This is a genomic window from Thermorudis peleae, from assembly GCF_000744775.1.
GTDB classification, from domain to species: domain Bacteria; phylum Chloroflexota; class Chloroflexia; order Thermomicrobiales; family Thermomicrobiaceae; genus Thermorudis; species Thermorudis peleae.
Window position 1 is genome coordinate 1,420,562 of the sequence record NZ_JQMP01000003.1, and the last position, 22,026, is coordinate 1,442,587.

Below are 22,026 nucleotides of genomic sequence, written 5' to 3' on the forward strand. Positions count from 1 at the left end.
CTACTGTCCCTGTTGCTCGGGTCGTGCGCGGAGGATAAGCGCCACGCGATCAAGGTAGAATACCATCGCTGCGATGATGACTCCTGTCATAAGGTAGGCATAGCTCAGCAGCGCAAACGGGACGCCCCACGGAGTTCGGAAGAAAACGCGAAGCGCAATCGGTACCCCCATCTCAATCAGGGTAGCAGCAACGACGAATCGCACGACTGGCCAAAAATGCTGGCGAACGATCGCGGCACTCAAGGCTAATGAGCGTAAGGGCCCACTCTGTGACAGCACGATTGCTTCCTCGACAAAGAATGTCAGCAGAAAGATCCATAGCCACAGACCGGTGAGCACGAGCGCGATCAGCGGAAGGATAACCGGGCCGGCGCCGATCATGACACCGAGTCCAGCCGTCAGCGAGATCGGCACGAAAAAGACCAGCGCGGCCGCGATCAGCGTGATCCCTACACCGATCATGGCGAGACCGTTCTGGAGTGTGGCACGGAAGAGCCCGCGACTCAGTGTTGGGTGACCACGCACGAGTCTTCCCAGAATCGTGTAATACGCCATGCCGATGAACACGCCAAGGACAGCTAAGCCAAGTGCGGCAAGCGGGGCGGCCCAGCGTGAAAGTGCAATGTGGGTTAACGGTGTGCCGGCGTGCGCAAGCTCATCAGGCGTGAGCGAGGCAATTAAGCTCGGCAGAATGATGCTGAGCAGTGTCAGCAGGTTCAGGTGCGCGCCAAGATCGCGAATTGCGTTAAGCGTATCGCTGCCTGCGCCAACGTGCGTCAACCAGTTCGCGAGGGCATCGGTAAATCCAGTTGGAAGGAGTTGTGGTCCAAGCCAGTAGAGCACATCGAGAGCAACCAGAACGAGCACGACATATGGCCGTCGATTGAGTAGGGCATAGCCAGCCCCCAGCGTGTCAATCACGCCCGGAAGCCGACGAACATCGTGTCGCTCTGGCCCTGTTATTCGCGTTGGTAGGTTCTGCATTGGTCTGATCTATCCTAGCCCTCTGGCTTCAAGCTCGACTTCGTCGATCCCAAAGTGATGCGCAATCTCGTGAATGACTGTATCACGCACGAGTTGCCGAATCTCGTCACGGTTCCGCGCTCGGCGACAAATCGGCCCCTGGAACAGGGTGATGACATCAGGTGGAACCAGGGAGTACCCACTACCCCGTTGGGTCAACGGTACGCCTTCGTAGAGGCCAAGGAGCGTGCCAACACGGGTGCCTGATGCCAGCCGGTGGTGGTAAGTCGGCTCGGGAGCAACGACGATCGCGACATTCTCTATCGCTTCTGCGATCGCAGGCGGTAGCGACTCAAGCGCCTCTGCAACCAGTGCCTCAAACTCCCGTCGGGTCAGTCGCATCACGACCTCCACGTAACCCGAACAAGTATACCATCTTTCCTTGTCCGTACGCTGAAAGATAATCGTTGGACGTCGCTACTGAGACCGCTGGAGCGCTGCTTCAAGGAGGGCCTTGCCAAGTGGCAGGGCAGTCTGCACACCTTCGCCACCGTGTTCAACGATCACAGCGACGGCATATTGCGGCTGACCCTTTCCGGCAAAGCCAATAAACCATGCATGTGGGGGCTGGTTACCAACTTCCGCTGTTCCCGTCTTTCCGCCGACGATAGCCCCCGGAATGGCCGCTGGGTGAGCATAGCCATGCTCAACGGACCAGCGCATCATTTCCTGGAGTTGGCTCGCGATTGTCGGATCGACAGCCTGCCGCCAAATCTTTGGCTGCGTTTGCTGGATAATTGCACCATTCGCTGTCTGAATATGGTCGACGAGATATGGAGCCGGCACTTGCCCATTATTGGCCACTGCCGCTGCTACAAGGACCATCTGGAGTGGGGTCACGAGCAATTGTCCCTGGCCAAATGCAGTGACGGCCATCGCTGCAGGATTGCCGAGATAGCCCGGATCGCTGCTGAGTTGGCTCGGTGCTACGGGAAGATCGAACGGAATAGGCGCACCAAAGCCGAACTTTTGGGCTGTCTCACGTAGCCTGGCTTCTCCCAGTTCGAGCCCGATCTGAGCGAACACAACGTTCAACGAATAGCCATAGGCTTCCTCCATGGTATAGCTTACGCGATTTGGATCAGGACGATTTTGCTCGATGATGACGCGATCACCAACGGAAAGTGCTCCCTCGTCGCGATAGACGCGATCGAGTGTCGCTGTATGATGTTCAAGGGCAGCCGCAGCGGTTACGGTCTTGAAGATTGACCCAGGGGCGTAGCGACCTTGGGTCGGGCGAAGGACAAGCGCCCCGGCGTTCGCTTGTTGGAGCGACTGAAAGTATGCCCGGGCAGCATCCAACTCGTCTTGCGTTGACGTTGTGCTCACAGCGAGCTTATTCGGATCGAAGGATGGCGCGCTCGCCATAGCGAGGATCGCGCCAGTATGGACGTCCATCAGAATAATGGCGCCTGGGCGACCTCCAAGAAGCTGATCAGCCTTGGCTTGCAATGCCGGGTCGATCGTCAGGACGACATCATTGCCTGGCGTCTGACGATGAAGCACGCCATCGAGCCATGCCCGCCAGGCAATACCGGCACGCCCACTTAATTCGGCATCATAGGCCTGTTCAATATTCGTCGCACCAAAAAGCCCTGGGGAGTAGTAGCCTGCAAGATAGGCCGCGGGAGCAAATGGGTAGACACGCCGAATTTCGCCGTTAGCCGCGCGCTCCGTCTGGGCAATTACCGTCCCATCACGAGCAAGAATGCGGCCACGCCGGGCTTCAACGAGCGCTGAGGAGAGGCGTGGATCACCGACAACTGCCCCATTGGTTGGGGCCGAGAGAATTCGCTCGCGGTCAATGGCTTGCACACGGGCAAGCTGAACACCGACGAGCAGAAAGCCGATGCTCAGCACGGTAATGACGTGAAGCATGCTCCGTTCAATCCGACGAGCGGTGCGCCGAATTGGGGGCCACAGCGCAATGGCCCAGAGAAGACCGATAATGACCAGCAGGGCAAGCCATAGGGGCTGTGCACGGTCAGTCGTGCGGAGAACGCCGTAGATGGCCAAGAGCGTCGCGGCCAGAAGAGCAGCGGAGCGAATCACCCAGTTGGTCATGCCGGTTCTCCATGCGCGCTGATCTTCAGCAGGAGTCCGACGATCAAGAAATTCGTGAGGAGCGAGCTGCCGCCAGCACTAATGAATGGTAGGGTGATGCCAGTGAGCGGTAGGAGGCGGACGTCACCCGCGAGGATGATGAACGCTTGCAGACCAAGGACTGCGCTCAGACCAGCTGCCAGAAGGCGCAAAAATGTGTCTCGTGCCTGGAATGCGATCAACGCGCCGCGGGCGACCAGCAGCAAGTACAACGCAAGGATCGCTACTGTGCCAAGAAGGCCGAGTTCCTCACCAAACGCTGCAAAACTGTAATCGGTCTCAACGACCGGGATAGCTTGGGGCATCCCGAAGCCTAGTCCTGTGCCAAAGATATGCCCATGGGCAAAGGCATATTCGGCCTGGATAAGCTGAAACCCTGTCCCCTGTGGATCGGACCAGGGATTGAGCCATACCGCAACGCGGACGCGCGCGTGACCAACCAAATGGAGCGCGACATACGCCGCGATGGCAAACGCGACTGCTCCCGCAAGCACGTAGCCAAGGCGACCGGTTGCGACGTAGAGCATCACCAGGAAAATGCTAAAGAAAAGCAAGGCAATGCCAAGGTCGTTCTGGAGAATAACCATCAGGATTGACAAGCCCCACATGATTGACATTGGAAGCAGATACGGCAGTGGGGGGATAGTGATCGGGCCCCATCGATACCCGCTTGCAATTAGGTCACGATACTCGTCGAGATAGGCGGCGAGGAAGATAACGAGCAGCAATTTCGTCAATTCGCTCGGTTGGACGGTGATGGTACCAAAACGAAGCCAAAGCTTGGCTCCACCAATCTCTTGTCCAAATAGCATGGTAGCGAGCATCAAGGCGATGCCGATCGTCGCCAGCGTGTACTTATACCGGCGAAGCCAATCGAGTCGTCGCACAAACGCAATGATCAGCCACAATACAGCAAAGCCTGCGGTGATATAGATCACCTGTCGCTGGGCAATGGTTGCCCAGCCCTTGCCGCGTGCTGCCAGTGCTGGCTGCAGCCGTTGGATGAGCAAGAGCCCAAGCCCGGTTAATGTCGCCACAATTGGCAGGAGCACTTGGTCGCCGCGAAAGCCGATCAGGCTCAGCCAGATGCTGGTTGCTAAGACTAAGCCCATGTAGAACACGCTAATCGCAATGTCGGACCAGTGCCAGGTTGTCGTTCCCGAACGAGCGAGGAAGATGGTCAAGAGGCCGACAACCGTCAGTAAGCCTGGGAGTACGAGGAGTTGCAGTTCAAGCAGACGGATGCGCGTGAGTGCTTGGCTCATCCTTCAGCATCCACCGGGAAATAGCGGTGAAGCAGCAGCGCATACCGTTGACGCACTGCAGGGGTAATCGCTTGCGGTGCTGTCACGATCGCGTGTTCAAGCGCGTGCCCGCATGGGCAATCATCGGGCAGGCTTGCCACCCGTGTTGCCAGATCCCGGATGATGGCTTGTGCTGTCGTGACATTCTGGTGTAAGCGCTCAATGACCGTCGTAACGGAGACTGGCTCTTCTTCCTCATGCCACACGTCATAATCGGTAACGAGCGCCAGGATAGCGAAGCATAACTCAGCTTCGCGCGCCAGCCGCACCTCTGGCATGGCTGTCATACCAATAACATCGACGCCCCACGAACGATAAATGCGTGACTCAGCCTTGGTCGAGAATTGCGGGCCTTCAATACAGAGATACGTTCCCTGTGGATGCACTCGGGCGCCGGTCGTTGACGCTGCCTCAATGACTGCATGGCGGAGATGTGGGCAGAACGGCTCATCGAGCGCAACATGCACAACCGGTCCCGTCTCCTCAAAGAATGACCGCGGACGTCGGACGGTGCGGTCAAAGACTTGGTCGGGAACAACCAGGTCGAGCGGCGTGATCTCTTCACGCATGCTCCCGACTGCACTGACGGAGAGGACGAATCGAACGCCGAGTGACTTTAGTGCCCAGAAATTGGCGCGAGCGGGAACTGCGCTCGGCGCGTGCTGGTGGAAACGCCCATGGCGGGGCACAAAGGCAACGCGGATACCGCTCAGCGTGCCAATGGTAATTGCATCACTCGGGGGGCCAAAGGGTGTTTCGAGCGTGATCTCCTCAGGCGATTCGAGATCTGGCATCTGGTACAAGCCGCTTCCACCAATCACGCCAAGTACTGCCTGTGCCACGCCAGTGCCTCCTTCACTCCACAGGGGATTGTACCGAAGCGTGAGCGGTGCAGCAGACTGAGCCGTTCTCGCGCATACTTCGGCTGAAGGGAGGCAGGAGCGCGGTGAACGCTCCCACGCTCAGGCAGGTAAGGGCCTTTTTTCGCCAGCAGCCACTAGCGCGAGCAGGGCTTGGCATGATCATTGCTTTCCTTGCGCTCTACTGGTTCGTGACAATCTGTAGCCTGCTCGGCCGACTTGGCCTGCCTCCAGCTTCGACACACGGTGTGTTGCGTCCGGGCATAACCTTTCTGCCAGCGCCAGGTGTCGAGACCACCGGGACATGGGTGCGCCAGCAGTTTGCTGACCAGGCCTATCTCGCAACACGGCAGCCCGGAGCAACACTCCAGCTGACCTTTGCCGGTACGGACGTTGCGCTCGTTGTTCGGCGCAGTCCTGACGCTGGCCGCGTCTCGATCCGCATTGATGGACAATTCCCGAATGGCCTGCCGCGCGATGAATCAGGTACGTATCTCTCCCTGAAAGCGACAACCGCTGTGACAACCGAAGTCTCATTGGCAGCTGGCCTTATGCCCGGTATCCATCACGTAACCCTTGAGAATCGTGATGGCGAATTCGCTATCTTAGCGATCCGCGTTCGTAATTGGCCACCCCTTGATTGGGCCGTTGCCCTTGGCATCGTGGGGTATAGCCTTGTGCTTTTCGGTGCGATCCTGCACTTTTGGCGGACGTTAGCGCAAATGCGTGGCTGGCTCCCGACAGTACCGCCTCGGGAGGGGCAATGAACCGCTGGCATGCTCTCCGTATTGTCCTCGGGCATGGATGGGCGGGGTGCTTCGCCCTCTGGGGATTGCTTGCGCTCGCTTTCCTGTTCCAGGGGCATGTCCTTGCGTTGCTGCTCGTTGTGTTGATTGTTGGCTGTGCAGTGCTTGCACCATGGTCAGCGCTGCTTGCTTTGCCGGGAGCCCTTGGCTTTCGTTATCTCCTCATTTCGCTGCCAGTTGCCGGACGCACTCTCCAACTCAGTCCACCGGAAGTAGTGGTGCTCGCAGCTGTGTTTGCCGCTGCCTGTCATGGCGGTTGGCACTTGCTGCAGAGTGCGATTCAGCGACGTGTTCGTGCCCAGTTGTCGCTGCTGTGGGCACGATGGACTGCGCGGCCGTTTAGTGCGCTCGCGTTCGGCCTCGTGGTGCTGGGCTGCGCCTCCCTTGCGACCGTAGCCGATCCTGCGCACCGTCATGAAAGCGTTCGAGAGTTGCGTTGGGTTATTCTCGAGCCGGTTGCCTGGTATGGTCTTGCCGGCTGGTATGCTCGCCGATGGGGAGATGCGTGGCCGATTGCGCTCTCGTGGATGATGGGGACGAGCGTCGTGGCCCTCATAAGTCTCTTTCGTGGCGTTGTTGGCGCTGGCGTCGCGGTTGAAGGCGTGCTGCGGGTCAGCGGTGTATTTCCCCATCCAAATGCGCTTGCGTTGTATCTGGAACGACCATTGTTGCTCGCCGTTGGCCTCGCGCTTTTTGACACGGCTGTTTCCCGGCGTCGCTTCTGGCAAGGGGCAAGTCTGCTTCTTGGCATCACTCTTTTCCTTACCTTTTCTCGTGGAGCCTATCTAGGAGTACTTATCGGTGTGCTCTTGCTTGCCTGGCGCCACAGCCGGCGTGCTCTTGGGGCAGCAGTCAGCCTTGCCGCGGCCTTCGGCCTCGTTGCGCTCATCACTGCTCCGCATCGGATGGCGAATCTCTTAGGCGGTGGCTCAGGGAGCTTGCGCCTTTCAATCTGGCAATCCGCGCTAGCCATGATTCGCGATTTTCCCCTCTTCGGCGTTGGACTTGATCAATTCTTGTATCAATACACGCCTCGTTATGTCAACCCTTCAGCCTGGGCTGAGCGTTTCACGGCGCATCCGCATAATCTCCTCCTCGATCTCTGGTTGCGTCTCGGGCTTGCGGGAATTGCGCTTGCGGCAGCACTCGTGGTTCTATTGGTGCGCTGTGTCGGCCAGGCCTGGACGCGCCGTGAGCCGCTCGCTGTTGCTGCACTGAGCGCATTGGTCGCGGGAATAGTCCATGGCATGGTCGACCAGGGCTATTTTCTACTTGAACTGGCAATGAGTACGTGGATCATCCTGTTTTTGATCGAGGAAAGTGGCATGGTCGGCGTAGCAATGCGAACGGAGGACCAGCAATGCGCATCGTAGTAGCTGGTGGCGCAGGATTTATCGGCTCCCACCTCTGCGAAGCTTTGCTCGCCGACGGCCATGAGGTGATTGCGGTTGACAACCTGCTTACTGGCCAACGCGCGCATGTACAAGCGTTCCTCGATCACCCCCGGTTTACGTTTCTGGAACACGATGTAACGCAGCCGCTCGACCTTGCCGTCGATCAGATTTATCACCTTGCCAGTCCAGCGAGCCCTGAAGGATATCGGCGCTATCCGATTCCGACGCTCTTGGTGAACGCGCTTGGAACCTATCACCTGTTGGAGCTGGCTCGCCGGTACGGTGCACGCTTTCTCTTTGCCTCGACGTCAGAAGTCTACGGCGATCCACTCGTCCATCCGCAAGTCGAAAGCTACTTTGGCAACGTCAACCCGATTGGTCCGCGAAGCTGCTATGACGAGGGGAAACGATATGGCGAGGCAATGACGATGGAATTTGTGCGCAGTTATAACCTCGATGCCCGCATCGTCCGCATTTTTAACACCTATGGTCCCCGAATGGATCCGCACGACGGCCGCGTCGTCCCAAACTTCATCACGCGTGCCTTGCGCGGCGAGCCACTGGTGATCTATGGCGATGGTACGCAGACCCGTTCGCTCTGCTACGTCAGTGACCTGGTGCGAGGCTTGCGGTTAGCAATGGATCGCGATGGATTGGCCGGCGCCGTCATTAACCTTGGCAATCCTCATGAGCAGACCATTCGTGAGTTGGCTGAGCTTGTTTTGGAATTGACGGGCTCGATGTCGCCGATTCTCTTCGCCGAACCACGTCCTGACGATCCCTCCCGGCGTTGTCCTGATATCACGCGTGCACGAACACTGCTTGGCTGGGAGCCGCAGGTTCCGGTGCGCGAAGGCTTGCAGGCAACGATTGCGTATTTCGCTCAGGTGCTTAACCATGCGCCCTCTGCTGGTCTCTGACGATCGTCTCGGGCAACGACTGCGCTCAACGCAGATCCTCGGGATCATACTTTCGCTTGGCCTTGCCCTTGCGATTGTGTTTCTTCCATTTCCGCTTAATCTGGTTGTACCGTTCGGCCTTGCCCTGGTTGTGCTCGCGGTTCGTTTCCCCGCGCTCTTCCCAATTGCCCTGATAGCGTCAGTACCGGTTCAGGAGTTTGGCGCAGTCCAGCTGGCTGGCCAGGATGTGACTGCCACAAAACTTGCGGTGGCGGCTACCGTTGTCGGTTTATCAGCAACGGTATTCGCACGGCGCTGGTCCTGGCGCTTCACGTGGTTGACTGGAGCACTCGTGCTCTATCTCAGCATGCAAGCCCTCTCACTACGCGCGGCTGTTGCGCTCGGTCCGGGGCTCGCTGAAATGTACCGCTGGACTGTTGCGTTGATTGCATTGCTCGCCACACTCAACCTTGTTCGTCACGCCCGTGAGGTGTGGTGGCTTGCTGGCATCGTCAGCCTGTTGATTTTGGCGGAAACTGCAACCGGGCTGATCCAGTCAGTGCTTGGTATTGCGCCGGCAAGTTTCGCTGTCACAGGCGGCCTCTTCCGTGCCTACGGTACGTTTGGGAAGCCAAACCCGTACGCGGGTTATCTCGAACTTGCCGGACTCTGGCTTTTTCCACTCGCGCTTCTCCGCTGGCAACGCGTACGAGCGGCGTATCGTCGTTGGCAGAGCACTCGGCTCCAGGGCAGCGCCGCAAGTGGACCAGTCCGCCGTGCACTGCTCCGAGAGCTTGCGTTTGCATTCTGGCTGACTGCCGGTGTGACAGCGTCAATCCTTGGTATTGGCCTGAGCTTTTCGCGTGGCGCATGGCTTGGCACTGCCGCAGCACTCATTGTGCTTGTCGCTTTCGCACCCCGCGCAATCAAACTGACGCTCCTTACTGGAGCAATACTCGCCGTCTTTGGCCTCTTGCTCAGTGGTGGTGCGATTGCCCCGGCGAGCTTTCGTGCCCGCGCCGTTCAACTGGTTGAACAGCTGAAGCCTTTTGACGTGCGCGATGTGCAAGTGACGCCGGAAAACTTTGCGACGGTTGAGCGGATGGACCATTGGCAGGCCGGTATCGCCATGTTTCTTGCCTATCCATGGAGCGGGGTGGGAGTCGGGAACTTCAATGTCCGGTTCCCAGACTTCTCTCCTCATCCTGGCTTTCGTATTTCGCAAGGGCATGCGCATAACTACTACATCCATGCAGCAGCCGAAACGGGGCTACCGGGCTTGCTTGCCTATCTCGCGCTGCTCGTCGTCGCGCTTGGGACCATTCGCCGAGCGATTCGGCATAGTCCTACCGCGCTTGGCAGAGCGCTGGGGCTTGGGGCTCTGGCTGCAACCGTTGCCTTGATGACGCACAACGTTGTTGAGGACCTGCATGCGTTAAACCTGAGTGTCCATACGTTGGCGGTGTGGGGATTAGCGAGCATTGCGCCATCCCTTGCTGACAGTGCGTGAGATGGGGTGAATCGTGGGGCGCTCAGTTCGAGACGGTGAGCTACCTGTTGCCGAACAGCCACTGCCGTTCGTGACACCGGCAGCTGACCGGTGGTCGCTGCGCAGCGTCCTTGGCCGCGAATGGCGCCGCATGGTGATTGGCGTTGGGATCATTGGATTACTTACAGCATTCGGTGTCCGGCAACTTCATCTGAACATCGGGAACATTCTTGCTGAGTTGCGCCAGACAAGTCCGGGCTTTCTCAGCGTTGCGCTCGGCATCTATTACGTTTCGATTCTCTTACGAGCCTGGCGTTGGCAATACATCCTGCACGGCAGTCTTCCCCCGCCACCCTCTCCACAGCCACGGCTCCGTTCGTTGACTGCGATGTATCTGTGGAGTTGGCTACTCAATTGTCTTACGCCTGCCAAGCTAGGAGAACTTTATCGCGGTTATCTGCTGAAGCGTGCAGCGCCAGTGGGGTTGAGTCAAGCGCTCGGGAGCGTCGTTGTTGAACGCGCAGCCGATCTGCTTGGTCTCTGCACGCTCTTCCTTGTGGCAATTGGGGCAACCTTCGGTGGCGCGCTCGCCAGTCCGCTACGGCGCTGGGTGCTTTGGGCAATTGCTCTCGCTGTCTGTACCGGTCTTGTCCTCTGGCTGTTCGTGCGCTTTCGTGAGACGCTCGCGCGCATGCTTCCGCCACGGTTCCAGTCGATCTACCGCGGTCTTGAAGCTGGAGTGCTTGGTGCACGCCAGGAAATCCCCAAAATTTTGGTGCTCACGGCAGCAATTTGGGGTCTTGAGGGTGTCCGCTTCTATTTCGCTGCCCTTGCTCTTGGCCTCGCGTTGCCGATGCTCATCGCCTTTCTTGCCGCGCTGCTTGCTTCACTCCTCACGACGTTGCCGATTACTCCCTCGGGGCTTGGGTTCGTTGAAGCGGGCGTGACTGGGGCGCTCGTCCTCGCTGGATTTGCTCCAGACCAAGCTGTAGCGGTAACGCTTGTCGATCGCATCGTTGCGTACTGGAGTGTCCTGGTCATCGTGCCGCCGCTTTGGCTTGCAGCTATTGCCCTGGAGCGCTGGTTCCGTGCGCATCGCGCTTGATAGTACGCCTGCCTTGGTGCAACGAGCTGGTGTTGGCCGCTATGCCCGTGGACTGCTTCATGGCTTGGCATTGTCACTTTCCCCTGATGATCACCTGATCTTGTGGCATGGATGTGGTCTCCAACCAGTTGAACATTTACCGTCACTGCAGGGGTCAACCGTGCATCGAGTCGCGGTGCCAATCCCCGCGCGTGTGCTTCCTTGGCTCTGGTATCGCGCGAGCTTCCCGCTCAGACTCGAGCAGATCCTCGGCCCAATTGACGTGAATCATGGACTAGACTTTGTTGTTGCGCCAAGCCGTGCACCGTCTGTCGTCACGATCCACGATCTCAGCTTTCTCGTTGTCCCACAGTATGCTCACCCGCGGTTGCGAGCCTATCTTGCTAGCGCCGTGCCGCGTACGTTGCAGCGTGTAGCCGCGGTCATTGCCGTTTCTGAGCAGGTGCGCCGAGAGATTGCGGCATTCTATAGCATTCCTGACGATCGAATTGTTGCGATCCCCCACGGCGTTGAACCACGATTCCGCCCTCCTTCTGCTGCCGCAATTGCCGCGACGCTCAGCCGACACGGCATTGCGCCCCCTTACTTTCTCGCCGTCGGCACGATTGAGCCGCGAAAGAATCATCAGACGCTTCTAGCTGCCTTTGCGGCGGTGGCTGCCGTTGATCCAGCGGTCCAGCTCGTCGTTGTGGGGCGACCCGGTTGGCTGTGCCGCGGTATTGTTCAGCAACTCCAGGTCTGGGAACGGCGTGGACGTCTGAAGTGGCTGCAGGCATTGGCCGATGATGATCTGCCAGCACTGTATGCTGGGTGCGTTGCGCTCGTCTACCCTTCATGGTATGAGGGCTTTGGTTTTCCGGTGCTTGAGGCAATGGCATGTGGTGCTCCAGTCATTGCCAGCGACCTGCCAGTCCTGCGAGACGTCGCGGGTGAAGCGGCGATGTACGTTCCAGCTGGTGACGCTGAGGCACTTGGTGCAGCAATGCAACGACTGCTCACTGACCAGTCGTTGCGGGAGCAGTTGCGGACGGCTGGTCTGATACGTGCACAGCAGTTTACGTGGGAAGCGTCGGCAGCCCGGCACCTTGCCGTCTATCGGGCTGTGGCCGAAATGCGCAGGTAGTGTTCGATGCCAGAAGTGCATGGCTTGACAGCCGAACTTTGCTTCGGCTTTGGTCTGCTGAGCATCACGCTGCTCTTTCTGCTTGCTTGGCAGGGAGTGCCAGGCATCGAGCGCGTCCTGACCAGTCCGGCGCGGCGTGTGTTGACCAACAGCGTGTTCCCAATCGGGGCACAGATACTCAACCGTGCTGTTGACCTCGTCTTCGCAGCCTTTGCGCTCCGACTGCTTGGTGTGACCGGCAACGGTCAATACGCGATTGCGACCGTGACGTGGCTCTATCTCAAGACGATTTCAGACTTAGGACTCAGTGTCCTCGTCACACGGGAAATTGCCAAAGATCGCGCTGTTGCACCACAACTCCTTGGACAGTCGACGCTTCTGCGCTGGCTGGCTCTGCTGGCCCTTGCTCCCGTCATCGTGCTGTTAAGCCTTGCGGGGCCTCGTTGGCTCCACCTCGCTCCGGCGAGCGTGCATGCGATCCTCTTGTTGTACCTGTCAATCATTCCAAGCAGCTTTTCCGAGGCGATCAACTCCGTTTTTAACGGCTATGAGCAGATGCATCTACCAGCGATCCTGACCGTGTTCACCAATCTTGGGCGCGCGGGATTTGGGTTAGCGGCGCTGTTTTCTGGCTATGGCGTGACTGGGCTCGCCGGGGTCGCGTGTGGCGTCACAGCGCTTTCAGCACTGGCCTTCCGTGTCGCATTGCGCCATCTTCAGGTTCGGCCGCAGTGGCATTTACCGCTTGACCGTGCCCGTCTGTTGTTACAGACAACCTGGCCATTACTCCTCAACGGTCTGTTGATTACCGTCTTTTTCCGAATCGATACCTACGTTGTTCAAGGGTTCCAGGGTGATCATGCTCTCGGCATTTACGATGCTGCGTACAAGCTCCCAAACTTGCTGCCGATTATCCCGGCGTATTTTGTGATGGCGATCTTTCCAACGCTAACACGGCACGCGCAAGGCGGAAAACTGCGCGAGAGCTTTCTCCTCGCCGCCAAGTTTCTCTGGCTACTCGCCTGGCCCATTGTTATGGGGACGCTTGCGCTTGCACCGTTCATGATTCGCATTCTCGGTGGACGCGCATTTCTCCCGGAAGCTGCAACTGCCCTCCGTATCTTGATCTGGTTTGCACCGCTGCATTTTGTCAACGGTGTCGCACAGTATGCGATGATCGCTGTTGATCAGCAACGCACCATTGCCTATGCCTATCTCTTAGCAACAGGCTTTAATATGGCCGCGAACCTTGTGCTTGTTCCGCACTTTGGGTACGTAGCGGCTGCGGTAACGACCGTGCTGACGGAACTTGTCTTATTCTTCCCGCTTGCGCGATCGCTCAACCGTCACCTTGGCTCCATTCCTTGGTTTAGCATCGTGATCCGAACTGTGCCGGCAATCGCCTCGCTTGGTCTTGCGGCGTTGTTCGCAGCGCACCTTGCAGTTCCTCTTGCTCTCCTCGTGCTCTGCTGCGGCGGACTTCTCTACCTTGGTCTTCTCGTTGTTTGCGGTGCTCTTGGGTCAGTTGAATACCACATTGTCCGTGATCTCATTGGACGGCGTGCGTGGCAGAGTGTGCGCGGCTAGTCTGGCTGGAGAGCGAGAACGACGACGTGGTGATCAGCTTGACGCCAGAACGCGAGCCATTTCCCTCCTGGACTGACTTCCCAGTCGTCATTCTGGACTTGCCCGGGCAGATCCCGGGTAAGCCATGGAGTCGCAGATCCAAGACGGTAACCGAGCACAGTATCATGCTCTATCCCCGGTTGGATCGTCCACATTGTCGCGTCGTCACTGAAGCGAAAGCCGGTTGACAGTGGAAGCCGAGTTCGTTGTTGGCTTTGCACATCCATTATCCAGCATCCGTTTTCTTCCGCTGTCGCGCTCAGACCAACAGCGTAACCAACTCGGGTGCCGCTGGGGGAAAGGCGCACGTTGTAGATGAAGTCAGCGCTGACGAGTACATTGACAGCGCCCGACGTTGCATCGATACGCCAGATCCCAGACTGCTGTCCGTCGAGCGTACGTGCGCGGGCTAAAAGCGCCTTGCTATCAGCAGTCCAGGCAAGTGTGGCTGCTTGCAGGCTCAGCAAGGGGTGGGCGTTCGTTCCGTCTCTATTACTTACCCAGAGCCGTACAGCCGGATTGACTGAAGAACTTTGGGATGGAATCGGTAAACGTTCAAGCCAGGCAGCGCGCTGGCCATCGGGCGAAATCCAGGTGACTACTCCACCATTGGCAATCGTCGAGACGAGCGTACCACTCGCATCCCGGACACGCGTGACCCGTTGTGCATGATCTGGGATAGCGATCAGCCCAGCAGCTGAGGGCAATCCCATCATGCTATCGAGCCAATGAGCCTGTCCGTCTGCGAGGTCAATGACCCAGAGTCCAGCGGGTGAGGAGCTGGTGCGATAGACAAGCAGCCGATGGTCGTCAAGCCAGGCAAACAGGCCGCAGCAATCACTGACATCTTGGAACGACGGTACCCCCGATGACGCCTTTGCTGTTGCGAGTGATACCTCAGGCGTTGGTGATGGCGTTGGCGTCGGCTGTTGCTCCTCACTCGTTGGTGAAGATGTTGCCGGTGGTGTCGTGATCGGAAGAGCAAATGAGGTTGGTGTTAGCAACGGCGTTGCCGGGGCGGCATGACTGTGACAACCGCTCAACAAGAGCGTGATGGTAATCAACACGAGCGTAAGATGGCTAGCGCGGCGGCCAGGCATCAGTCCAGTCATTGAGGAGTGGACCACCAAATCGGATCGTGGGTTGATCGTCGATGGTCTGCCATTGATTCGGCTGCTGGTACGGTACTTCAAAGTGTGTGCCATCTCCACCAAGTCCAAGTGTAAGTCGTCGCCAATCAGCTGGAATAACGGTTACCGGATTGATTGCATGGCTCATTGAGCGGTCACGAATCTCAAGGTGCAGATGCGAGGCGCTATGACAGGTTGGGGTCGCTGGATCACCGACGAGCCCAATTTGTTGGCCTTTCTGAACGTGCTGTCCAATGGCGAGCGGTGAACGCTCCAGCAAGTGTCCATAGAGCGAGCGCAGGCCATTCGCGTGCTCGATGACCACATTGTGGGGCGGTGCTCCATAGGGGCCATCAACGGCAACGACGATCCCATCCGCGATGGCGAGGACGGGCGTGCCGCAGCGGGCTGCAAAATCGACACCAAAATGGATGCCTTGTCCCTGTCGGTACAGGCTATCGCGATTGCGGTATGCCGTCGTGGTGTTGCCATACCATTGCACAACGAACCATGTCGAGAGGCTCGGCTCACCAGCCAGTGGCAATCCGAAACTTACCGCGGCTCGGGTGCGCTGTGCGGTGACTCCAGCGCTTGCGGCAATGAAGAGAAAGGCGAGAAGGAGAAGTCGCACCCGACTGGGGCGTCGACGGATCACGTACTTCATGTTAGCTGTCCGATTGATCTCATGCTGTGCTAGAGTCATGATGGCCAAGCGGCTGGGTGATCACGGCGAGTTTGACAACAGGGATGATAACGCTCTTCACCGGTGAGAACCAGCTTGAACTTCACGAAGCGATCCACGCGCTGCGGCAAGAGCTTGATCCAAGTGAGATCGCGACAAGTGTCTTTGATCCCCCGCATGATCTGCAGGCGATTCGCGGGGCGATACGTTCCCCCGGCTTCTTTGGCTCCACGCGTCTGGTTATTGTGCGCAGGCTACTCAGCGCTGCCAGCATGGCGCGTCGTTCATCTCTCGATGAATCCTTGCTTGACATACTGGCTACTTGTCCCGAGACGACGCGCCTTGTGCTACTCGAACCAGTCACCTTGGACACACGTGTGCTCACTGCGCTGAAGCAGCGCATCCCGAACCTTGAGGTAACGGTCTTTTCTATTCCGAGGGGACAAGCGCTGCTGCGCTGGGTTGTGCAACGGGCCGAACGCTATCAGGCAACGATTTCGCCGCAAGCAGCGGAGCATCTCGTGGCAGCAGTCTGTCCGTGGGGGCTACAGTCTACTGAAGGCAATAGTGGGTTGCAGCCCGATCTCGTTCGCCTTGACCAGGAACTCGCGAAACTCGCAACGGCTGCGCTTCCCGAGCGGCATATCACCGATGCGCTTGTCCGACAGCTTGTCGCAGCCGTTGAGCCAGAGCATGGGTGGGCTTTGCTCAATGCATTCGAGCGACACGATCTTGCTGGAATTATCCGGGAAATTGAGCACGAACTTGACCAGGGAACGCCACCCGAACGGCTTCTTGCCCAAATCGTCACGCAACTTGAGCTCTATCTGCAAGTACGGGCAGCTGGACAGCACGCTGAGACCGCGTTAGCATCCGCTGGCATTTCTGCCGGGCGACTTCGGCATGCTATACCAGCTGCGCGCCGTTTTCCGGACGCGCTCCTCCATTCGCTCCTCGAGCAGCTTCGCCAGCTTGATTTGGCGTCAAAACTTGGCCCTGTCGATGTTGGCGCAGGACTGCTGAGTATTCTCGGTACAGCGGTATCGAGAACAACATAAGGGGTGAAGGCGCGTTGTCTTCACCCCTACAACGTTGCCGCTGGTGTCGCTTATGCTGATGCGCCGGACTGCTCAGCTTGGAGCTTTGCTCGGACGAGGGCGTTGAAGCGCTTCATCAGTCGTGACTTGCCCCGTGCTGCAGCATTCTTGTGAATAATTCCCTTGACTGCCGCGCGGTCAAGCATGCTGATCGCATCGCCAACAGCCCGGGCTGCTGCCTCAACATCGCCCGCTTCAATCAGCTTCCGGGCCTTCTTGACGAAGGTCCTCGTCGCAGAGCGATACATCCGGTTGCGAATTCGCTTTTTCTCCGCACGTCGCGCAGCTCGTGCAGCCGATTTCGTATTCGGCAAGGGTCATCTCCTCTTGTTTGCTCGACGCCACGCCTACACTTGCCGACTGGCTAGTGTAGCAGGTTTACCCGTTTGTGTGCAATATCACTGCCTCTATCGCTTCCTTGGCCAACAGAAGCGTTCGGCACGCGGTATCCTCAACGCGATACAAGGGATGGGCGGGATGCGGGCACAGCGGACGGCTCGGTTCCAGTACCGAGAAGCAGCGGAACGTGTGAGTGTATTGAGTAGCGCAAGCGTCGTCGCGCTTGGCTTCGTCCTCAGCCGCGTGCTCGGCTTAGTACGTGAAGTCCTCATCGCAGCACGCTTCGGGACCAGCGCCAATTACGATGCCTACGTTGCAGCGTTTCGACTACCCGATTTTCTCTTCCTGGTCGTCATGAGCGGCGCGTTTGGCTCAGCCTTCATTCCAGTCTTCGGTGGGCTTCTTGCGCGCGGTGAAACGCAACGGGCTTGGCGCTTAGCGAACACGATCTTAACGTTTACCCTGGTCGTTCTTGCCATTACCGGCGTGATTGTCTATCTCGCGGCTGGTCCGCTTATCCGCACAGTCGTTGCGCCTGGGCTCGCGCCGCCGCAGCAAGCGCTTGCTGTTCACCTCACTCGCCTGTTGCTCCTCTCACCACTTTTGCTTGGGCTCGGCGCTGCCGGAAAGGGGATGCTTGAAGCGCAAGCGCGCTTTGCCTTACCCGCTTTTGCTCCGGTGCTCTACAACCTCGGCATCATCGTTGGTGCGGCAGTACTTGCACCATTTTTCGGGATCTATGGCTTGGCCTATGGCGTTGTCCTCGGCGCATTGGGACACATGGGCATTCAATTTCTCGCTCTCTATGCGAACGGATGGCGGTTTATCCCGACATGGGATCTTCATGACCCACAGGTGGGCGAAGTAGCCCGTCTAATGGGCCCACGCGTGATCGGCCAGGCGGCATTCCAGGTCAATATGATTGTGATGACGAATTTTGCATCGCGTCTTGGGCCGCAGCACGTGTCATCATTGAACTATGCCTATCAACTCTTTATGCTGCCGCATGGCGTATTAGCGCTGAGCCTCTCAACAGTCATTTTCCCCTTGATGGCACAGGATGTTGCGCGAGGGTTGCTGGATCGGGCCCGGGCAATGCTGAATCAATCGCTTGATGCCCTGCTGCTCTTCACGCTTCCCGCGAGTGCGGGGCTCTTGCTATTCCGGACGAGTATTGTGCAAACACTTTTCCAGTTCGGCGCGTTCTCGTCGACCTCGACCACGCTCGTCGCCGAAGCACTTGCCTACATGGCGCCGGGACTGTTGGCCTTCGCGGTCGTTGAGGCTGTGACCAGAGCGTTCTATGCGCTACACGATACCCGTACTCCGGTCACTGTTGCGGTTGTTGCCGTTGCCGTCAATGCCCTGCTCTGCGCGCTGTTTGCCTCTCCCCTTGGCAATCGTGGAATCGCCCTCGCCTTGACGTTGAGCACGACGCTGGAAATGGCAATCCTGTTGCTGATCCTGCGACAGCGGCTGCATGGTTTCGGCGCTGGCCTTTGGTCGTCCTTTGGCAAAATGCTCCTCGCCACCGCGGTTATGACCATTATCGGGTGGCAATTCGCTGGCCCGCTTACTCAAGTGACTAACCCGACGAATGGACGCTCACTCATGCAGCCGCTTATCCTGCTCTATACCTGCTTTGCGCTTGCAGCTGCTTACTTTGTCACGGTTGCCCTTCTGCGCGTGCCAGCAGCATGGCGCATGCTTGAACAAGCACAGCGCATTGCAGCGCGGCGACGACGCTACCATTAACCGGAAATGCGCTGGCGGCTCGCTATACTTGATGGTTGTGTATGATGACGTGGCGCGGGCAATGACGAACCAGGAACGCATTCGGAATTTCAGCATTATTGCACACGTTGACCATGGCAAATCGACCCTCGCGGATCGCTTGCTCGAGTACACCCATACCATTGAGACGCCCGAGCAGGCGCAGGAGATTCTTGACTCCATGGATCTCGAGCGTGAAAAAGGCATCACCATTAAAGCCCGTACGGTGCGCATGGAGTATACAGCGCAGGATGGGCAAACCTATGTACTGAATCTCATCGATACGCCAGGACATGTCGATTTTTCCTCGGAGGTAAGCCGCAGCCTCGCTGCCTGTGAAGGCGCGTTGCTGGTCGTCGATGCAGCCCAGGGAATTGAGGCGCAAACGCTGGCCAATGCATCGCTTGCGATCGATCTCGGGCTTGCGTTGATTGCAGTCATTAACAAGATCGATTTACCGAATGCGATGCCGGAGAAGGTCGCGAAAGATATCACCGACCACATCGGCTTGCTCGAAGATGAGATCATCTTCGCTTCAGCGAAGGAAGGTACTGGGATCCCGGAGATTCTCGAAGCGATTGTTCGCCGGATTCCGCCCCCCTCAGGCGACCGTACCGCTCCCCTCCGTGCCTTGATCTTCGATTCGCATTATGACCCCTATAAAGGGGTGATTGCCTATGTCAAAGTTGTCGATGGCGTCCTTCGCCCGGGCGACCGCATTCGGCTCATGGCAACAGGAGTTGTCACGGAAGCCCTGGAAATTGGCCAGTTCCGTCCGTTCATGACACCAGTCAACGCGCTCGCTGCTGGCGAAGTTGGTTATGTTGCGACAGGCCTCAAGGTCGTTCGCGAGTGCGAAGTCGGTGACACGATTACCCATGACGAGCATCCCGCACTGCATCCGCTCCCTGGCTACCGGCCAGTCAAGCCGATGGTCTTCGCAAGCTTCTATCCAGTCAACAGCGATGAATATCCAGAGTTGCGCGATGCTCTCGAACGGCTGCGCCTTAATGATGCCGCGCTCGTCTTTGAGCCAGAATCCTCGGAGGCACTTGGCTTCGGTTTTCGTTGTGGCTTCTTAGGCCTGCTGCATATGGAAATTATTCAGGAGCGGCTTGAGCGCGAATACAAGCTTAACCTGCTTGCAACCGCGCCGAGTGTGCAGTACGAAGTTGTCAAGCGTGATGGCACCACGGTCTTGATCAACAAGCCGTCAGACATGCCGCCAGCAGGCGAGATTGAAGAGATCCGCGAGCCATGGGCACGGGTGACAATCCTCACGCCAAGCCACTATATCGGCAATCTGATGGAACTGGCGACATCGCGCCGTGGTGTCTTGGTTGAAATGGACTATCTGGACCCCCAGCGGGTTCGCCTCGTGTTCGACGTACCATTGGCCGAGTTGATTGTTGACTTCTATGACCAGCTGAAGTCTCGCTCGCAAGGCTACGCGTCGCTCGATTATCAGCCGATCGGCTATCGGCCTGGCGACCTCGTGAAGCTCGACATTCTCGTCCACGGGAAACCGGTTGATGCGTTGTCGCTGATTGTGCATCGTGACCAGGCCTATGAGCGCGGTCGCGAGCTCGTTCAACGCTTGCGCACCTTAATCCCGCGTCAGCTGTTCGACGTGCCAATTCAAGCAGCGATTGGCAGCCGCGTCATTGCGCGCGAGACGATTAAAGCATTGCGAAAGAACGTGCTCGCTAAGTGCTATGGCGGAGATGTAACGCGCAAGCGCAAGCTCCTCGAAAAGCAGAAAGAAGGCAAAGCTCGCATGAAGAAAGTCGGCAGTGTCGAAATTCCGCAAGAGGCCTTCCTGGCCGTGCTGAGCCTCGGCGACAATACGCAGGGGGGCAACCGGTGAGCATCACCGTTGTTGGGCTTGGGCCAGGGCAAGTAGAACTGCTCACAGCTGAAGCACGCGCAATCCTTGAGCATGCTGCTGGCCACATCTTTGTCCGCACCAAACAGCATCCGGTTGTCGCTGCCTTGTCGCATCTCGCCTGGGAAAGCTTTGATCCACTCTACGAGCGGGCAGCAAGCTTTGAAGAAGTCTACGAAGGAATTGTCACAACGCTCATCGAAGCCGCCCGTCATGGACCGGTCGTCTATGCTGTTCCAGGGCATCCGCTCGTTGGCGAAGCAACCGTCCGCAAGCTTCTTGCCCAAGCGCGTGCATCAGCGATGTCCTGCAGCGTCGTCCCTGGATTAAGCTTCGTCGACGTCGTCCTGCCGCTGCTCGAGTGCGATGCACTGGCCGAGAACCTTCAGATCGTGGATGCATTCGACCTCGCTGCTTGCCTCGATGGTCAGCCCTTCTCCGGAGGCCGTTGGCCCATTTCACCCCTTCGGCCGGCGCTCATTGGGCAGGTTAGTGACCGGTTTCTCGCGTCGAAAGTCAAGCTGGCCTTGATGCGACTCTACCCCGATGATATCGAGATTACGGTTGTCAGCAGGGCTGGAATGGCTGATCCACTGGTCCGACGCCTCCCGCTCTATGAGCTTGATCACCACGAGATAGATGCATTGACGGCAGTGTTCATCCCTGCACAGTCTGCTGAACAGAGCCGTGTCGCTGAAGGACTTCAGCAGATCGTCGCACGACTGCGTGCTCCTGGAGGCTGTCCCTGGGATCGTCAACAAACGCCGCAGAGCTTGACACGGCATATCCTTGAGGAAGCCTACGAGCTCGTTGAAGCGATCGAGCAGAACGACACTGAGGCAATCTGCGAAGAACTTGGCGACTTTGTCTTGCAGGCCTTCATGCAAGCGCAACTCGCAGAAGAACAAGACGCCTTCACCCTTGAGGATGTTTTCAGCGGCGTTATTCACAAACTCGTGCGCCGGCATCCACACGTCTTTGGCTCTGTCCGTGCCGAAACTGCTGAGGTTGTGCTGGCAAACTGGGAGCAGATCAAGGCAGCCGAGCGAGCGGAACGCAAGGGGACAGCGGAGAACGGCACGCACGATGTGTCGCCATTTCCAGCGCTTGCCCGAGCACAGCGCTTATTCCGTCAAGCAGCCCGGCGCAAACAGGCTGTGCCACTACCGCCTCACGCCGCAGCGTCGCTTGAAAACCTCCGACAGGAGGCCCCAATACCGGAAGACATGGTGGTGGCACGGCTCGTGGCACTTTGTGCGCTGGCAAGCGAGCAGGGCATTGATCTTGAACGGGCGCTGTTTCGCTGGACACGCCAGGTCGAACATGCCCAGGACACCACTACGATGAATGCGGAGGCGATCGAAGAAGAGAACGGCGCGTAATCGGCA

At 58.0% G+C, this 22,026-nt stretch carries 19 protein-coding genes; 11 read left to right on the forward strand and 8 right to left on the reverse strand.

What is annotated here, in order from left to right:
* The 5 genes from N675_RS09505 to mtnP form a co-directional block, all read right to left on the reverse strand.
* Complete coding sequence (locus tag N675_RS09505; RefSeq protein ID WP_038039135.1) at positions 1-984, reverse strand: hypothetical protein; 984 nt, start codon at positions 982-984, stop codon at positions 1-3.
* Between the two features lie 9 nt (positions 985-993).
* On the reverse strand, positions 994-1,365 hold the full coding sequence (locus N675_RS09510) for a metallopeptidase family protein (RefSeq protein WP_038039136.1): 372 nt from the start codon (positions 1,363-1,365) through the stop codon (positions 994-996).
* A gap of 75 nt (positions 1,366-1,440) precedes the next feature.
* Positions 1,441-3,087: a peptidoglycan D,D-transpeptidase FtsI family protein gene (locus tag N675_RS09515; RefSeq protein WP_038039137.1), complete on the reverse strand. Its 1,647-nt coding sequence runs from the start codon at positions 3,085-3,087 to the stop codon at positions 1,441-1,443.
* Positions 3,084-4,391: an FtsW/RodA/SpoVE family cell cycle protein gene (locus tag N675_RS09520; RefSeq protein ID WP_038039138.1), complete on the reverse strand. Its 1,308-nt coding sequence runs from the start codon at positions 4,389-4,391 to the stop codon at positions 3,084-3,086. The genes N675_RS09515 and N675_RS09520 overlap by 4 nt, the downstream gene beginning before the upstream one ends.
* The gene (mtnP, locus tag N675_RS09525; RefSeq protein WP_038039139.1) at positions 4,388-5,272 is read right to left on the reverse strand and encodes an S-methyl-5'-thioadenosine phosphorylase; all 885 of its coding nucleotides are present in this window, start codon (positions 5,270-5,272) and stop codon (positions 4,388-4,390) included. Before mtnP ends, N675_RS09520 begins: the two co-directional genes overlap by 4 nt.
* Before the next feature lie 176 nt (positions 5,273-5,448).
* Here mtnP and N675_RS09530 point away from each other — a divergent pair, with 176 nt between their 5' ends.
* From N675_RS09530 to N675_RS09560, 7 genes are read left to right on the forward strand one after another with little or no spacing between them, the layout of a single operon-like run.
* Positions 5,449-6,057, forward strand: a complete 609-nt coding sequence (locus N675_RS09530) for a hypothetical protein (RefSeq protein WP_038039141.1) — start codon at positions 5,449-5,451, stop codon at positions 6,055-6,057.
* Positions 6,054-7,469, forward strand: a complete 1,416-nt coding sequence (locus tag N675_RS09535; RefSeq protein ID WP_051914532.1) for an O-antigen ligase family protein — start codon at positions 6,054-6,056, stop codon at positions 7,467-7,469. The genes N675_RS09530 and N675_RS09535 overlap by 4 nt, the downstream gene beginning before the upstream one ends.
* Positions 7,457-8,410 carry a UDP-glucuronic acid decarboxylase family protein gene (locus tag N675_RS09540; protein ID WP_038039142.1) on the forward strand — a complete coding sequence of 318 codons (954 nt, stop codon included), beginning with the start codon at positions 7,457-7,459 and terminating at the stop codon, positions 8,408-8,410. Before N675_RS09535 ends, N675_RS09540 begins: the two co-directional genes overlap by 13 nt.
* Complete coding sequence (locus N675_RS09545; RefSeq protein ID WP_051914533.1) at positions 8,388-9,899, forward strand: O-antigen ligase family protein; 1,512 nt, start codon at positions 8,388-8,390, stop codon at positions 9,897-9,899. Before N675_RS09540 ends, N675_RS09545 begins: the two co-directional genes overlap by 23 nt.
* A gap of 13 nt (positions 9,900-9,912) precedes the next feature.
* Positions 9,913-10,983 carry a lysylphosphatidylglycerol synthase transmembrane domain-containing protein gene (locus N675_RS09550; RefSeq protein ID WP_038039143.1) on the forward strand — a complete coding sequence of 357 codons (1,071 nt, stop codon included), beginning with the start codon at positions 9,913-9,915 and terminating at the stop codon, positions 10,981-10,983.
* Positions 10,967-12,106, forward strand: a complete 1,140-nt coding sequence (locus N675_RS09555; RefSeq protein WP_038039144.1) for a glycosyltransferase family 4 protein — start codon at positions 10,967-10,969, stop codon at positions 12,104-12,106. Before N675_RS09550 ends, N675_RS09555 begins: the two co-directional genes overlap by 17 nt.
* Before the next feature lie 6 nt (positions 12,107-12,112).
* On the forward strand, positions 12,113-13,693 hold the full coding sequence (locus tag N675_RS09560) for a flippase (RefSeq protein ID WP_038039145.1): 1,581 nt from the start codon (positions 12,113-12,115) through the stop codon (positions 13,691-13,693).
* On the opposite strand, the gene N675_RS09565 is transcribed toward N675_RS09560, so the two are convergent.
* Positions 13,690-14,844: a hypothetical protein gene (locus N675_RS09565; protein ID WP_156100858.1), complete on the reverse strand. Its 1,155-nt coding sequence runs from the start codon at positions 14,842-14,844 to the stop codon at positions 13,690-13,692. The genes N675_RS09560 and N675_RS09565 overlap by 4 nt on opposite strands.
* The gene (locus N675_RS09570) at positions 14,813-15,526 is read right to left on the reverse strand and encodes a M23 family metallopeptidase (RefSeq protein ID WP_038039147.1); all 714 of its coding nucleotides are present in this window, start codon (positions 15,524-15,526) and stop codon (positions 14,813-14,815) included. The genes N675_RS09565 and N675_RS09570 overlap by 32 nt, the downstream gene beginning before the upstream one ends.
* Before the next feature lie 56 nt (positions 15,527-15,582).
* Here N675_RS09570 and holA point away from each other — a divergent pair, with 56 nt between their 5' ends.
* Positions 15,583-16,602: a DNA polymerase III subunit delta gene (gene holA / locus N675_RS09575; protein ID WP_156100859.1), complete on the forward strand. Its 1,020-nt coding sequence runs from the start codon at positions 15,583-15,585 to the stop codon at positions 16,600-16,602.
* A gap of 50 nt (positions 16,603-16,652) precedes the next feature.
* Here the strand turns inward: holA and rpsT are convergent, their stop codons facing one another.
* Positions 16,653-16,955, reverse strand: coding sequence for a 30S ribosomal protein S20 (gene rpsT, locus N675_RS09580; protein WP_038039149.1), 303 nt, complete (start codon positions 16,953-16,955; stop codon positions 16,653-16,655).
* Positions 16,956-17,118: 163 nt separating this feature from the next.
* Here rpsT and murJ point away from each other — a divergent pair, with 163 nt between their 5' ends.
* The 3 genes from murJ (at position 17,119) to N675_RS09595 (ending at position 22,020) form a co-directional block, all read left to right on the forward strand.
* Complete coding sequence (gene murJ, locus N675_RS09585) at positions 17,119-18,735, forward strand: murein biosynthesis integral membrane protein MurJ (RefSeq protein ID WP_081886990.1); 1,617 nt, start codon at positions 17,119-17,121, stop codon at positions 18,733-18,735.
* A gap of 61 nt (positions 18,736-18,796) precedes the next feature.
* A complete protein-coding gene (gene lepA, locus N675_RS09590; protein WP_038039745.1) occupies positions 18,797-20,620 on the forward strand; it encodes a translation elongation factor 4 in 1,824 nt (607 codons plus the stop codon).
* The gene (locus N675_RS09595) at positions 20,617-22,020 is read left to right on the forward strand and encodes a MazG family protein (protein ID WP_038039151.1); all 1,404 of its coding nucleotides are present in this window, start codon (positions 20,617-20,619) and stop codon (positions 22,018-22,020) included. The genes lepA and N675_RS09595 overlap by 4 nt, the downstream gene beginning before the upstream one ends.
* Positions 22,021-22,026: the final 6 nt, after the last annotated feature.